This is a genomic window from Brachybacterium sp. AOP29-B2-41 (genome assembly GCF_052378395.1).
In the GTDB taxonomy this organism is placed as follows: domain Bacteria; phylum Actinomycetota; class Actinomycetes; order Actinomycetales; family Dermabacteraceae; genus Brachybacterium.
Window position 1 is genome coordinate 254,961 of record NZ_JBQSXR010000001.1, and the last position, 14,444, is coordinate 269,404.

Sequence of the window (14,444 nt, forward strand, 5' to 3'; positions counted from 1 at the left end):
TGGCTCCGCTGCGGAGACAGCGTCGGCCGAGGATCACTGCCCCTGGGCAGTGCCGTGCGACGATGCCCCGGGTGGGATGCACTGAGCAGAACGGATCACCTTTCGTGACCACCCCTGATTTCGCACGCCTCGGCGTGCCCGCCGCCCTCATCAAGGCGCTCGCGCCGCGAGGCATCACCCAGCCCACCCCGATCCAGGCCTCGACGCTGCCCGACTCGCTGGCCGGCCGGGACGTGCTGGGCCGGGGCCGTACCGGCTCGGGCAAGACCTACGCCTTCCTGCTGCCGCTGGTGGCCCGCCTGATCGCGGAGCCCCGCCGTCGCGTCGCGCGCCGCCCCCGCTCCCTGATCCTCGCGCCGACGCGTGAGCTCGCCTCGCAGCTCGCCGAGTCGCTGAAGCCGCTCGAGCTGGCCGCCGATCTGCGCAGCACCGTCGTCTTCGGCGGCGTGGGCCAGAACCCCCAGGTGAAGGCCCTCGCAAGCGGCGTCGACGTGCTCGTCGCCTGCCCCGGCCGTCTGCTCGACCTCATGAACCAGGGTCACGTGGACCTCGGTGCCGTCGAGATCACCGTCATCGACGAGGCTGACCACATGGCTGACATGGGCTTCCTGCCCATGGTCCGCAAGATCCTCGCCAAGACGCCGTCGAAGGGCCAGCGGATGCTGTTCTCCGCAACCCTCGATTCCGGGGTGAACAAGCTGGTCAAGGAGTTCCTCCACGAGCCGGTCACCCACTCCGCGGATCCGGCGACCAGCCCGGTGGGCACCATGGAGCACCACGTGCTCGAGGTCGCCGCCACCACCCGCTTCGATGTGCTGCGTGATCTTGCCGCCGCACCCGGGCGCACCATCATGTTCACCCGCACCAAGTACGGCGCGAAGAACCTCGCCCGCAAGCTCAGCGCGCGCGGCGTCGATGCGGTGGACCTGCACGGCAACCTCTCGCAGAACGCCCGCACCCGGAACCTCGAGGCATTCGGCGACGGCACCGCGACGACGATGGTCTGCACCGACATCGCCGCCCGCGGCATCCACGTCGACGATGTGGCCCTCGTGGTCCACGCCGATCCGCCCGTCGAGCACAAGGCGTACCTGCACCGCTCGGGTCGCACCGCCCGCGCCGGCGAATCGGGCACCGTGATCACCGTGCAGACCCCGGATCAGAAGCGCGATGTCAGCGACCTGATGCGCAAGGCCGGGATCACCCCCACGTACCACTCCCAGGTGCAGCCCACCAGCCCGGTGCTGTCCTCGCTCGCCCCGGGCGAGCGAGTGGCCACCCATGAGCCCCGCCAGCCCGAGCCCGAGCTCGACCAGGCCCGCATGAACGGGGAGCGTCGCGGACGCTCCGGCGGTCAGGGTCGCGGGGGCCAGGGTGGCGGCCAGGGCCGTGGCGGTCAGGGCGGCGGACAGGGCGGCGGCGCCCGCCGTGGCGGTCAGGGCGAGGAGACCCGCACCGAGGGTCAGGGTCGCGGGGGTCAGGGCCGACGCGGCCAGGGCGCCGGCGGTCAGGGCCGTGGCGGTCAGGGCGGCGGCGGTCAGGGCGGCGGTCGCCGTGGCGGCCAGGGCGGGCAGGGCGGCAGCGCCTCCGGCGCGCGCCGTCAGGGCCAGGGCGCTCCGTCCCGCTACTCCACGAGCTCCGACGGCGGCGGCACCGGCAACTCCGTCGGCGGCGGTCTCGCCTCCTTCTCCTCCGGTCGCAAGCGGTGAGCAGCACCGCCCCGGCCGGCGGTCGACGCCGCGCCGGAGCGCCTGCGCCGCACAGCATCGACGAGGTGCTCGAGGCTGCCCGGCAGGGCGTCCATCGGCTCACGCCGGAGGACCTCCTCACCGCTCAGGCGCAGGGGGCGCACGTGATCGACATCCGCTCGGCCGCGACCCGGGAGTCCGAGGGGCATCTGCCCGGAGCCACCGTCATCGAGCGCCTGGTGCTCGAATGGCGGCTTGATCCGAGCAGTGCGCACCGGATGGCGGACGGGCCGGAGCATGATGATCTGGTCGTCGTGGTCTGCAACGAGGGGTACTACTCCTCGCTCGCGGCCCGCGACCTGCGTGACCTCGGCTTCCACCGTGCCACGGATCTGATCGGCGGCTTCCGGGCCTACCGCGATGCTGGCCTGCCGATCCAGGCGGAGCCCGCTCGCAGCGTGGACTGACCCGCACCTGCACGGCGGGGAGAGGACGGCGGGGAGAGGACGACCTTCGGGCATCGTCCGCTCCCCGCCGTCCTGCTCTCTGTCGTCTTGCTCCCTGCACCCGCCAGCGCCCGACTGCGGCATGCCCCACAACCTCACTTCGCTTATTGCGCAACTATGGAACCGCTGGGATCCTGGACCCATGACGATTCCGGGACCCCCTGCGGGCTCCTCCCCCACCGCGCCGCAGCTCGCCGCCGCGGCGAACACCTTCGCCCTGCTGGCGAGCCCCTCACGGCTGCATCTGGTGCGCCTCATGAGCGGCGGCCACTTCGATGTGGGCACCCTTGCCGAGAAGGTCGGGCTCAGCCTGCCCACCACCAGTCAGCATCTGAGCAAGCTGCGCCTGGCCGGGATCGTCTCCGTTCGCCGCGAGGGCCGCCACAGCTACTACACGGTGGAAGATCCGCACGTCCTCTCCCTGGTCGAGCAGATCTTCGAGCACATCGCACCCGACGGCACCCTCGCCCCCGATCCGACCACGAAGGATTCCCGCGCATGACCGCCCCCGCTCCGACCACCCCTGCCGCGGGCAAGCGCGTGGATCTGCGCAGATTCGCGTGGCTCTCGATCGTCGCCGCAGTCATCACCATCGCCCTGAAGACGGGCGCCTGGGCGATGACCGACTCCGTCGGCCTGCTCTCCGACGCCGCGGAGTCCACGGTGAACCTGGTCGCCGCCGTGGTCGCCCTCATCGCGCTGACGGTCGCCGCCCGCCCCGCCACCGAGCGCTTCCTCTACGGCCGGGCCAAGGCCGAGTACTTCTCGGCCGCCGTCGAGGGGCTGATGATCTTCGTGGCGGCCGCGGTCATCATGGTCACCGCCGTCGAACGCTTCATCAACCCGCGGCCGCTCGAGAACCTCGGCATCGGCCTGGTGATCGTCGTGATCGCCTCGCTGATCAACGGCGGGGTCTCGCTGGTGCTGATGCGCGCCGGGAAGGAGCACAACTCGATCACCCTGCGGGCCGACGGGAAGCACCTGATGACCGATGTGGTCACCAGCGCCGGGATCCTCATCGGGGTGGGCCTGGTCGCTCTGACCGGCTGGGAGAGACTGGATGCGCTGGTCGCCTTCGCGGTGGGCGTGAACATCATCGTCACCGGCATCGGGCTGCTGAACGAGGCGGTCTCAGGCCTGCTGGACAAGGCGCTGCCGGAGGAGGACCACGAGGTCATCACCGAAGTGCTGCGCCGCCGCACCGACGGCACCATCACGTTCCACGGGCTGCAGACCCGTGAGGCCGGCCAGCAGAAGTACATGAACGTGCACGTGCTGGTGCCGGACGAGTGGACCGTCAAGCGCGGCCACGACTACATCGAGGGGCTCGAGGACGAGCTGCGCGACTGCCTGCCGGACCTCACCGTGCTCACCCATCTCGAGCCGATCTCCGATCCGGCGTCCTATGAGGACATCCCCGAGCAGCACGTCCCGATCCATGGTGACGACCATGACCCGACCCGGCCGCCGGAGCCGGGCACAACGACCACCGGCCCATTACGGGCGGGACCTGCGCCATACTTCGCCACACACGCGCCGTCATCTTCAGACTTATGGCGGGCATCGCTTGAACTTATGGCTCTGGGGGTTCCAGGATGGGGCACGGCCTCGCGCCGCGCCTCGTCCGCAACCCAGGAGCATCCGTGACCCCTGCGCCTCCCGCACCCTCCGCCGCACCCGGTGTCCTCACCCCCTCCGGTGATCTCACCGCAGCCGGTGATCTCACCGCACCCAGTGATCTCACCGCTCTGGCCGATCGGCTGCGCCGTGTTCTCGGCGAGGACAGCGTGCTCACCGCCCCTGCGGCCCGGTACGGCGGCGACTACGCCGTGAAGAGCGCCCCCGGGACCCAGTTCCTGGTCGCACTCCCCCGCGATGTCGAGGAGGTGCAGGCCACCCTGCGCCTGGCCCAGGAGACCGGCACGCCGGTCGTGCCCCGCGGCGCGGGCTCCGGGCTGTCCGGCGGCGCCACCCCCATGGACGGCGCGATCGTGCTGGGCCTCGAGCGCCTCACCCGGATCCGCGAGATCGATCCGCGCGACGAGGTCGCCGTGGTCGAGGCCGGGGTCATCACCGCGGACCTCTCCCGCGCCCTCGCGCCCCACGGCTTCTTCTACGCCCCGGATCCGGCCAGCGCCACGCTGTCCACCCTCGGCGGGAACATCGCCACCAACGCGGGCGGCCTGCGCTGCGCGAAGTACGGCGTGACCCGGGAGTCCGTGCTGGCGCTCGAGGTGGTGCTGGCCGACGGGACGCTGCTGCGCACCGGACATCGTTCGCTCAAGGGCGTGACCGGTCTGGACCTCACCCAGCTGCTGATCGGCTCGGAGGGGACCCTGGCGGTGATCGTCGCAGCCACCGTGCAGATCCGCCCCCTCCCGGTGGCACGGCGCACGCTGACCGCCCGCTTCCCGAGCACCTCCGCGGCGACCGAGGGCGTGGGGGCGATCTCCCTCAGCCCGGTGCGCCCCGCCGCGACCGAGCTGCTGGATCACGGCTCCCTCGAGGACATCGACGAGAACACCGGCGCCGGCCTCTCCGCCGGAGACTCAGCCCTGCTGCTGATCGAGCTCGACGGCTACGGCATCGAGGAGCAGACCCGTGACCTCGTCACGGCCCTGCGCGGTGCCGGTGGCGAGGTGCAGGTGATCGGCGACGAGACCGAGGCCGCGACCCTGTGGGAGCTGCGTCGCTCCGGCCGCGGCTCCGGCGCGGGCCACGCCCGCCTCGGGGAGGACGTCGCCGTCCCCAAGTCGCACCTCGCGGAGATGTTCGCCGAGCTCGAGCGTCTGGGCAGGGTCCACGGGATCCGCACCTCGGCCGTCGCCCACGCCGGGGACGGCAACCTCCATCCCTCGCTCTCCCTCCCCCTGCCCGGGCAGGACGCCTCGGCGGCGCTGCCCGCGCCGCTCCTCGCTGCGGCCGACGAGCTCGTGCGCACCGCCGTCGCCCTCGGCGGCACCATCAGCGGCGAGCACGGCATCGGCACCGCCAAGCACGACTGGCTCGATCTCGAGCTCTCCCCCGCCTCTCGCACCCTCCAGCGCGGCCTGAAATCCGTCTTCGACCACCGGAACCTGCTCAACCCTGGGAAGGCACTATGACCACGACGACCCGCCTCGATCCGAGCATCCTGCTCTCGGACCTCGCCGCCCGCGAGGACCACTCCCGCGGCTTCGGCCCCCGGCGTGCTCCCGGCCCGGGCGCGGTGCCCCTCCTCGGCGGGGCGCCGAGCGCGGACCTGCTCCCGCTCGCCCAGATCGGCGCCGCCTCCCAGGAGCTCGCCGCCGATCCCGCGGCCCTCGTCGGCGCCCTGCAGTACTCCCAGCCCACCGGGCGCGAGGGGCTGCGCGCCTGGATCGCTCGCCGCGAAGGGGTCGATCCCTCCCGCGTGCTGGTCACCAACGGTGCCTTCCATGGCCTCTCCCTCGTGTTCGACGCCCTGCTGGACCGCGGCGACGAGATCATCGTCGAGGACCCCACCTATCCGCTGATCTTCCGCGACCTCCAGCACCACGAGCCGCGCCTGCTCCCGCTGCACCTGGGGCCGGACGGCTTCGACCTCGCCACGCTCGAGGCGCAGCTGGCGGCCGGGGCGCACCCGAAGCTGCTGTACACGGTGCCGGACTTCCACAACCCCACCGGTTTCGTCACCCCGCTCGCCCAGCGGGAGCGACTGGTCGAGCTCGCCGAGCACTTCGGGTTCGTGATCGTCTCCGACAACGCCTACCACGGCCTCGCCTTCGACGGTGCGGTCCCTGCGGACTACCCGCTGGACTCGGACCGCGTGGTCCACGTGCGCACCTTCTCCAAGGTGCTCGGGCCGGGCCTGCGGCTGGGCTGGCTGGTCCTGCCCGACTGGCTGCTGGCCCCGGTGACCCGCCTGCGCGCGAACCAGGACCAGCACTCCTCGGCCGTGGTGCAGGCGCTCGTCGAGCGGGTGGTCGGCGCCGCCGGGAATGTCGCGGAGGAGGGCGCCTTCGATCGGATCGCCGACCGGGCCCGCTCTGCCTACGCCCGACGCTTCGATCTGGTCGCCGCGCTGCTCGACGCGGGCGTGCCGGGCGGGGTCGAGACCGACCACCGCACCGGCGGCATCTTCCTGTGGACGCATGTGCTCGACACGGGTATCGACCTGGCCGCCGCCCTGCAGCTCGCCCGCACCCGCTACGGCACCGACGCGGCGCTGGGCCGGTACTTCTTCGGGCACGACACCGAGGATGACCGGGGGCGGCTGCGGATCGGCATCAGCCATCTGCCGCCCGAGCAGCTGCGTGCGGGGGCTGAGCGCCTGGTCGAGGCGCTCGCCGATCCCGAGGCCCGGCGATGAGGGCATCGCGCCGTGCGGTCCTGCAGACACTGGGAGTCGGAGCCCTGGGCCTCGCGGCGCTCCCCCTGGCCGGCTGCGTCGCGGACCGCGCCGGGGCGGAGTCCGCCGTGCGCGTGGATGAGCTGACATTCCTCATCAGCAACCTCGACGGCGGCTGGGTGCCCTCCAAGAGCGCGATCTCCAGCTACGAGGCGAACGTATGGCAGCAGCTCACGGACAAGCTCGTGCACACCGACGCCGAGGGCAAGGTCTCCCCGTGGATCGCCACCCGCTGGGAGCAGAACGCGGACGCGACCGAGTACGTCCTGCACCTGCGCGATGGAGTCACCTTCTCCGACGGCACGCCGCTGGACGCCGCCGCGGTGCTCGCGAACCTCGAGGCATGGGCCGTGGGCCGGCCCGACGAGGGCATCGCCCGGGTGGGCCTGTTTCCGGGCGGCACCTATGAGGGCGCCGAAGCGCTCGACGACCACACCGTGCGAGTCACCTTCACCGCCCCGACCCTCTCGTTCCTGCCCACCCTCGGGTACCACGGCTGCCAGCTGATGGCACCCTCGAGCATCGCCGCCTCCCTCGAGGAGCAGTCCGATCTCGCCGCTCAGATCGGTTCAGGGCCGTTCGTGCTGGAATCGTGGGCGGCGAGCGACCATGTGCGCCTGGTGCGCCGGGAGGACTACGACTGGGCGCCCGAGGCGCTGGGGACGAGCGGGCCCGCGCAGCTCTCCGCTCTCACCTTCTCCGTGCTGCCGGACGACACCCTGCGGGCCTCAGCCGCCCGCGCCCACCAGACCGACATCTCCTACAACGTGAACCCGCAGGTGCTGGACGCCTTCACCGAGGCCGGGTTCCACATCGAGGTGCCCCGCTATCTGGGCTTCGTGCACGGCTACAGCCTGCGCACCACGGTGGCGCCCTTCGACGACGTGCGAGTGCGGCAGGCCTTCACCCGCGGCATCGATCGCGCGGAGATCCTGCGCACCGTGTTCACCGATGCCTGGGAGCCGGCCACCAGCTGGCTGCAGTCCGGGGTGCCGGAGACGACGGACCTCACCGAGCTGTTCGAGTACGACCCGGAGCTGGCCGCGCAGCTGCTGGACGAGGCCGGGTGGACCGGGCGCAGCGCGGAGGGCTACCGCACCAGGGACGGCGAGGAGCTCGGCTTCACCATCTACCCCACCCCGTATCTCACCGGCTCCGTGCCCGAGGCGGAGCTGATCGGCCAGCACCTGGGCCGGCTCGGCATCCGGGTGCACACCCAGAAGCTGGACATCCCCACCTGGACCGAACGTGTCACCAACGATCCCACCCAGGGCGTCGCGGAGGTGACCCGCAGCTTCGTGGATGTGGGCACCGTCGCAGGGGTGATCACGGACGAGGGCGAGGACTGGTTCCAGGTGGGTTCCTCGGACGCGGAGCTCGTACGGCTCCGCGACGCGGTCGCCGGGGCCGCCTCGCGCGAGGATCGGGCGGGCGTGGTCGAAGAGCTCTCGCGCCATGTGCTCGAGCAGGCCTACTTCATCCCGCTCGAGCAGAACGTGCAGCGCATCTACGTGCAGTCCCCGGAGCTGAGGGGCATCACCTTCAACGCGGTCGCGATCCCCTCGTACCACGCGGCCACGAAGGAGGCTGCGGCATGAGCGCATCGGTCCTCCGCCCCGCTCAGGCCCGCCCTCGCGCATCCCTCACCGCGAGCTCCGCCCGCCGCTACGCCTCCTTCGCGCTGCGCCGCACCGGACAGGCCCTCGTGGTCATCGCCCTGGCCTATGTGCTCGTGTTCCTGGTGCTCGCCGCGATCCCCGGGGACCCGATCTCCGCGCAGCTCGACAATCCGCAGAACGGTTATTCGGAGGCGGAGAAGGCGCAGGTCCGGGCCTTCCACGGGCTCGACCGGCCGGTGCTCCTGCAGCTGCTGGTCTCGCTCGGCAACGCCGTGAGGGGCCAGCTGGGCACCTCGCTGTCCACCTCTCAGCCGGTCACCGAGGTCCTCTCTGCCGCGATCCCCTCGACCCTCGCCCTGGCCGTCACGGCGCTCACGCTCGCGGTGCTCATCGCCGCGGTGCTGGGGCTGGCCTCCCGGCTGCTGCCGGCAGGTCCGCTGAACTCGTTCGTGCGCTCCCTGCCCGCGGTGTTCCTGTCCACCCCGAACTTCCTCATCGGCCTGGTGCTTATCCAGCTGCTCGCGGTCGGGCTGGGACTGTTCAGCCTGGTGGACGCGGACAGCGTCGGCTCCACGGTCTTCGCGGCACTGACCCTCGCGATCCCCGTCTCCGCCCAGATCGCGCAGGTGTTCATCACCGCGCTCGACGAGTCCGCCGGGCAGGACTATGCGGAGGTGGCGCTCTCGCGCGGACTGCCGCCCTCCCAGGTCGTGGTGCGGCATCTGCTGCGCCCGTCGCTGCTGCCCACGGTGACCGTGGTCGGCCTGGTGCTCGGCGAGGTGCTCGGCGGGTCGCTGATCACGGAGACGATCTTCGGCCGCACGGGTGTGGGCACCGTCGTGCAGAAGGCCGTCAGCAGCCAGGACGTCCCGGTGCTGCTGGCCGCGGTGGTGCTCTCCGCGGCCGTGTTCGTGGTGGTGAACCTGGTGATCGATCTGCTCTACCCGCTGCTGGATCCGCGCCTGCGGGTCCGGAAGGAGTCCTGATGAGTGCCTCGGTCCTCACCCCTGGAACGACCCTCGGGCCCCGGCCCCGGCCCCGGTCCCGCCCCGCGGAGCGGCGCCGCCCGCCCGTGACGGTGCTGCTCTCGGCCGCCACGATCGCGGTGGTGCTCGTCTGGTCGATCGTGCCCGGGCTGCTGACCGGGCATGATCCAGCTGTCGGCGTCGCGGACGACAAGTTCATCGCTCCGTCCTGGCAGTACTGGCTGGGCACGGACCACCTGGGCCGGGATCTGCTCACCCGGATCGTCCACGGCTCCGCCTCCTCGATGACCAGTGCGCTGATCGCGGTGACCATCGGTGTGGTGGTGGGCGGCGTGCTGGGCCTGCTGGGCGGCTACCTGGGCGGCTGGGTCGATGCGGTGATCGGCCGCGTGGTCGACGTGCTCCTGGCGATCCCGGGCTTCCTGCTGGCCGTCGTGGTGGTGACGGCCCTCGGATACGACACCCGCAACGCGGCGATCGCCACCGGCGTCTCCGCGGTCGCCGTCTTCGCCCGACTGATGCGCTCCGAGGTGCTGAGAGTGCGCACCAGCGTGTTCATCGAGGCGGCGCGCGTGAACGGAGGCTCCACCGGGTACGTGCTGGTGCGTCATGTGCTGCCCAATGCCCTGCGCCCCGTGCTCTCGCTCGCCATCCTGCAGTTCGGCATCGCGATCCTCGTGATCGCCGGGCTCGCCTTCCTGGGCTACGGCGATCCGCCGCCCGCCTCCGACTGGGGTCTGCTCGTCTCCGACGGCCGCGAGCACCTCCTGCACGCCCCCTGGCTCGTGATCGCGCCGGGCCTCGTCATCGCCGTCGTCGTGCTGTCGGTGAGCCGCATCAGCCGCTGGCTGGATCAGGAGAGAACACGATGAGCACCCTCGAGAACACCACGAACACCACGGACACAGCCCGCTCCGAGCACGCCGCCGCGTCCTCGCAGGCGGCGCCGACCCCTCCGCTGCTGCAGGTGAGCGCGCTGAGCGTCGCCTACGGGGACACCGAGGTGGTCCATGGCGCCTCCTTCGCCGTGGGTGAGGGACAGGCCCTGGCGCTGATCGGCGAATCCGGCTCCGGGAAATCGACCATCGCCCGCGCGGTGCTGCGCCTGCTCGGATCGCGCAGGGCCCGGGTGGACGGCTCGATCATCATCCAGGGCCGAGAGGTCACGGGCCTGCGAGATCGCGAGTTCCTGGCGTTGCGCGGCCGGGTGCTGGGCTTCGTGCCGCAGGACCCGGGATCCTCCCTGAACCCCGTGCGCTCGATCGGCGCGCAGGCGCTCGAGGCCGCGGCCCTCGTCCCCGGGGCCCGCAGCCGTGCAGAGCGCGAGGCCCTCGTGCTCGAGGCGCTGGACAGGGTGGGGCTGCCCGATCCGCAGCGGATCGTGGACTCCTTCCCGCATCAGCTCTCCGGCGGGCAGCTGCAGCGGGTGCTCATCGCGCTCGCGATCCTGCCCGGGCCGCGGCTGCTGGTCGCGGACGAACCGACCTCCGCCCTGGATGTGACCGTGCAGAAGCAGATCCTGGACCTGCTCGACGACCTGCGGCGCGAGCTGGGGATCGGAGTCCTGCTGATCACCCACGACCTCGCGATCGCCGCCGCCCGGGCGGACGAGGTCGTGGTCCTGCAGGACGGAACCATCCAGGAGGCGGGGCCGACGGGGGCCGTGTTCGCCGCCCCGCGCTCCGGGTACACCCGCGCGCTGCAGGCGGACGTCCCGGGGCTGAACCCCGATCGTTTCGCGGCCCTGCAGGCAGAGCGCGATGAGCGCCACCCCCTCAGCGACACCGACGGGCAGGTCGAGATGCGGGGCGTCTCCCGCACCTTCCGCTCCCGGCACCGCGAGGTCCGCGCCCTCGCGGACGTCTCCTTCACGATCCCGCGCGGGCGCACCCACGCACTCGTCGGCGAATCCGGCTCGGGGAAGTCCACGGCCGCACGGGTCCTGCTGGGCCTCGAGTCGGTCGATGAGGGCGCCCTGGCCGTGGGCGGGGTCCAGGTCGACCCCTCGGATTCGAGTGCGCTGCGCGAGGTGCGCCGCCACCTGCAGATCGTCCATCAGAATCCCTTCACCTCCCTGGATCCCCGCTTCACCGTCGGCAGGATCGTGCGCGAGCCGCTGGACCTGTACCGGGTGGGCGACAGGGCCGAGCGCGCCGAGCGCACGCAGTGGGCGCTGGATGCGGTGCGGCTGCCGCCGTCGCTGCGCGGCCGACGACCGGGTGCGCTCTCCGGCGGGCAGCGCCAGCGGGTCGCGATCGCTCGCGCCCTCGCCCTGCATCCGGAGGTGCTGGTGCTCGACGAGCCCACCAGCGCCCTCGACGTGACCGTGCAGGCGGGCATCCTCGAGGTGCTCGCGACCCTGCAGCGGGACCTGGGGCTGACCTACCTGTTCATCTCGCACGACCTCGGCGTGGTGCGGCAGTTCGCGGACACGCTCACAGTGCTGCGCCGTGGAGAGGTGGTCGAGTCCGGCACGGTCGCGGAGGTGTTCGCAGCGCCGCGCGAGCAGTACACGCGCACCCTGATCGCCTCGATCCCCGCCCGGGCGGACGTCGTCCCCGCAGGACTGCACCGGACAGAGGCGCTGGCATGACGGCCACCACCGATCACGCCTCGACGCTGCGTGACGGACGCACACTCACCTGGGAGCGCACCACCTGGGATGACCCGCGCGGCGCCGCGCTCCGCGACGCGATGGACGCGGAGATCGGCCCCCGGTATGCGGATCTGCGCGGGGACGAGCCCCGACCGGCACCGCCGAGCAGCGAGGACGTCGTCCTCGTGCTGCTGGTCCTGGTGGACGGCGCAGTGGCGGCGACGGGCACCCTGCGCCGCCTGCCGGATCGCTGGGAGGTCAAGCGCCTGTTCATCGACGCAGGCCACCGCCGGCTGGGCCTGGCCGGCGCCGTGCTCGCCCAGCTCGAGGACGGGGCGCGCGAGCACGGTGCGGGCGAGCTGTTCCTGCAGACGGGCAACCGCCAGCCCGAGGCGATCGCGCTCTACGAGCATGAGGGGTGGGAGCGCACCGAGGTGTTCGTCCCCTACGATCCGGCCGACGGCATCAGCGTGTGCTTCCGGAAGGGGCTGACCGCCCCGGTCGGCTGACGCTCACCAGACGCCCTGGTGGCCGGGAACATCCTGCTGAGCGCCGGACTGCACGTCGACTGAGCGGGCGCTCAGCCCACCAGCAGCTGTGCGAGCTCACGGTCCGAGGCGCTGAGCGCCTTCCGGTCATAGGTCGCGCCGGTCGCGAGCACCTCCTGCGCGCCGGTGCGCTCGATCAGCTCCTCGATCCGGGCTCGCACCGTCGCCGACGTCCCGGCCACCGTCGCCGCCAGGCCCCTCTCGACCCGGCTCGCCTCCTTCTCGCTCCTGTGCGTCGCGCGGATCCGTGCGACGGGCTCGAGCGCCTCGAACAGGCCGGTGGTGCGGGAGCGGGCCATCGCCCACACCTCCGGCAGCGCCAGCTCGCGAGCCTCTGCATCGGTGTCCGCGATCAGCGCATCGACGGAGACGATGACCTGCGGCGCGCTGCCGCGATGCGGTCGGAAGCTGCGGCGGTAGGCGGCGAGGCGTTCCGGCAGCTCCGGGGAGTCCAGGAAGGGGCCGCCGAGCACCACCGGCAGTCCGAGCGCGGCGGCGGTGTCCACCCCGCTGCCGGTCGCGAGCACGAACACCGGCACCTCGCCGGCGTCGGCGGGCCGGGCGGTGAGCGGCGCGGAGCCCTCGAGATGGCCCCGCACCTCGGCGATCTCCCGGGCGAAGTCCTCCGGGCTCGTCTCGAGGCGGCCGAGGGCGTGCCGGACCGGCTCGGTGAATCCCAGCGACCGGCCGAGCCCGAGGTCGATCCGGCCCGGGTACAGCGCGGCCAGCATGCGGAACTGCTCGGCCACCACGAGCGGGCGATGGTTGGGGAGCATCACCCCACCGGAGCCCAGCCGGATCCGCTCGGTGCGGGCTCCGACTGCCGCCAGCAGCACCGCCGGGGCGCCGCTCGCGATCCCGGGCACCGCGTGATGCTCGGCGACCCAGAACCGTTCATAGCCCAGCTGTTCGACGTCGATCGCGCGCTGGACCGAATGCTCGAGAGCGGCGGCCTCGGGCTGCCCATAGCGGGTGCGGGAGCGGTCGAGCAGGGAGAGCCTCATGCCGGGGCCAACGCCCGAGGGCGGCGGATGCTTCCCGGTTCAGGGGTCGAGAAGCTCTCACCCCCGGCCCCGCCATTGCAGCGGCTCGCTCGATAGCCTGAACAGTATGAATGCTCCTCATGTGCCGCTGTCCATCCTCGATCTCGTCTCCATCTCCGACGGGATGACCACGCGCGAGGCGATCACCGCGTCGATGGACGGGGCGAAGGCTGCCGACCGGCTGGGCTACGAACGGCTCTGGTTCGCCGAGCACCACAACACCAACAGTCTGGCCTCCTCCGCCACCGCGCTGCTGATCGACCGGGCGGCGTCGATGACCGAGCGCATCCGCGTCGGCTCCGGCGGGATCATGCTCCCCAACCATTCCCCGCTGACCGTGATCGAGCAGTTCGGCACCCTGGTGCAGTTCCACGGCGACCGCATCGACCTGGGCCTGGGTCGAGCGCCGGGCACGGACCAGCTCACCGCTCAGCTGCTCGCACGCACCTCGGCGGAGCCCTCCGCCTTCATCGCCGCCGTCGAGCAGATGCGGGACTGGTCCCGCGAGGAGCCCACCGGCTCGCTGCCGATCACCGCGGATGTCGCCCGAGGGACCGAGGTGCCGATGTGGATCCTGGGCTCGACCGCCAACGGGGCCCGGCTGGCCGCCCAGCTGGGGATGCCCTTCTCCGTCGCCTCGCACTTCGCGCCCTTCCAGTACCTGCACGCGCTGGACGTCTATCGCGACAACTTCGACCCTGACGCCGCCTCGGCACAGATCGAGACGCCCCGCACCATGGTCGGCGTCAACCTGGTGATCGCCGACACCGACGAGGAGGCGGAGCGTCAGTTCACCACCCTCCAGCAGATGTTCCTGGGAGTCGTCACCGGTCAGCGCCAGAAGATCCAGCCGCCGCGACCTATCGAGGAGGTCGCCCCTGCGCAGCTCCTCTCCCAGGTCGACCAGACCCTGTCGATCAAGGCCGTCGGCTCCCCCACCACCGTGGTCCGGCAGCTCGAGGAGATCGTCGCCGCCACCGGGGCTGACGAACTCATCCTCACGGCCTACTACTACGATCCGGCGGACCGGCTGCACGCCCTCGAGCTGCTCGCGGAGGCCTGGGGCTTGTGAGACGACGTGAGGCGGTG

13 protein-coding genes are annotated in these 14,444 nt (G+C 71.9%); 12 read left to right on the forward strand and 1 reads right to left on the reverse strand.

Features of this window, described 5'->3' with window-relative positions; translation table 11 throughout:
- Nucleotides 1–104: 104 nt before the first annotated feature.
- From ACT3T9_RS01205 to ACT3T9_RS01255, 11 genes are all read left to right on the forward strand, one after another.
- Entirely contained in the window at nucleotides 105–1,709 is a 1,605-nt protein-coding gene (locus ACT3T9_RS01205; protein ID WP_442332199.1) for a DEAD/DEAH box helicase, read from the forward strand.
- On the forward strand, nucleotides 1,706–2,155 hold the full coding sequence (locus tag ACT3T9_RS01210; protein ID WP_441443447.1) for a rhodanese-like domain-containing protein: 450 nt from the start codon (nucleotides 1,706–1,708) through the stop codon (nucleotides 2,153–2,155). Before ACT3T9_RS01205 ends, ACT3T9_RS01210 begins: the two co-directional genes overlap by 4 nt.
- Nucleotides 2,156–2,336: 181 nt before the next feature.
- Entirely contained in the window at nucleotides 2,337–2,696 is a 360-nt protein-coding gene (locus tag ACT3T9_RS01215; RefSeq protein ID WP_441443448.1) for an ArsR/SmtB family transcription factor, read from the forward strand.
- Nucleotides 2,693–3,841 carry a cation diffusion facilitator family transporter gene (locus tag ACT3T9_RS01220; protein WP_444605783.1) on the forward strand — a complete coding sequence of 383 codons (1,149 nt, stop codon included), beginning with the start codon at nucleotides 2,693–2,695 and terminating at the stop codon, nucleotides 3,839–3,841. Before ACT3T9_RS01215 ends, ACT3T9_RS01220 begins: the two co-directional genes overlap by 4 nt.
- A complete protein-coding gene (locus tag ACT3T9_RS01225; RefSeq protein WP_444605784.1) occupies nucleotides 3,838–5,298 on the forward strand; it encodes an FAD-binding oxidoreductase in 1,461 nt (486 codons plus the stop codon). The genes ACT3T9_RS01220 and ACT3T9_RS01225 overlap by 4 nt, the downstream gene beginning before the upstream one ends.
- Nucleotides 5,295–6,524 (forward strand): aminotransferase-like domain-containing protein, encoded by a 1,230-nt coding sequence (locus ACT3T9_RS01230; RefSeq protein ID WP_444605785.1) that lies wholly within the window; start codon nucleotides 5,295–5,297, stop codon nucleotides 6,522–6,524. Before ACT3T9_RS01225 ends, ACT3T9_RS01230 begins: the two co-directional genes overlap by 4 nt.
- Entirely contained in the window at nucleotides 6,521–8,161 is a 1,641-nt protein-coding gene (locus ACT3T9_RS01235; RefSeq protein ID WP_444605786.1) for an ABC transporter substrate-binding protein, read from the forward strand. The genes ACT3T9_RS01230 and ACT3T9_RS01235 overlap by 4 nt, the downstream gene beginning before the upstream one ends.
- Nucleotides 8,158–9,168 (forward strand): ABC transporter permease, encoded by a 1,011-nt coding sequence (locus tag ACT3T9_RS01240; protein WP_444605787.1) that lies wholly within the window; start codon nucleotides 8,158–8,160, stop codon nucleotides 9,166–9,168. The genes ACT3T9_RS01235 and ACT3T9_RS01240 overlap by 4 nt, the downstream gene beginning before the upstream one ends.
- The gene (locus tag ACT3T9_RS01245) at nucleotides 9,168–10,040 is read left to right on the forward strand and encodes an ABC transporter permease (RefSeq protein ID WP_444605788.1); all 873 of its coding nucleotides are present in this window, start codon (nucleotides 9,168–9,170) and stop codon (nucleotides 10,038–10,040) included. Before ACT3T9_RS01240 ends, ACT3T9_RS01245 begins: the two co-directional genes overlap by 1 nt.
- Entirely contained in the window at nucleotides 10,037–11,761 is a 1,725-nt protein-coding gene (locus ACT3T9_RS01250; RefSeq protein WP_444605789.1) for a dipeptide ABC transporter ATP-binding protein, read from the forward strand. Before ACT3T9_RS01245 ends, ACT3T9_RS01250 begins: the two co-directional genes overlap by 4 nt.
- On the forward strand, nucleotides 11,758–12,273 hold the full coding sequence (locus tag ACT3T9_RS01255) for a GNAT family N-acetyltransferase (RefSeq protein WP_444605790.1): 516 nt from the start codon (nucleotides 11,758–11,760) through the stop codon (nucleotides 12,271–12,273). Before ACT3T9_RS01250 ends, ACT3T9_RS01255 begins: the two co-directional genes overlap by 4 nt.
- Nucleotides 12,274–12,344: 71 nt before the next feature.
- On the opposite strand, the gene ACT3T9_RS01260 is transcribed toward ACT3T9_RS01255, so the two are convergent.
- Complete coding sequence (locus tag ACT3T9_RS01260) at nucleotides 12,345–13,316, reverse strand: MsnO8 family LLM class oxidoreductase (protein ID WP_444605791.1); 972 nt, start codon at nucleotides 13,314–13,316, stop codon at nucleotides 12,345–12,347.
- Between the two features lie 106 nt (nucleotides 13,317–13,422).
- On the opposite strand from ACT3T9_RS01260, the gene ACT3T9_RS01265 reads away from it, so the two are divergent.
- A complete protein-coding gene (locus ACT3T9_RS01265) occupies nucleotides 13,423–14,427 on the forward strand; it encodes an LLM class flavin-dependent oxidoreductase (RefSeq protein WP_299300383.1) in 1,005 nt (334 codons plus the stop codon).
- Nucleotides 14,428–14,444: the final 17 nt, after the last annotated feature.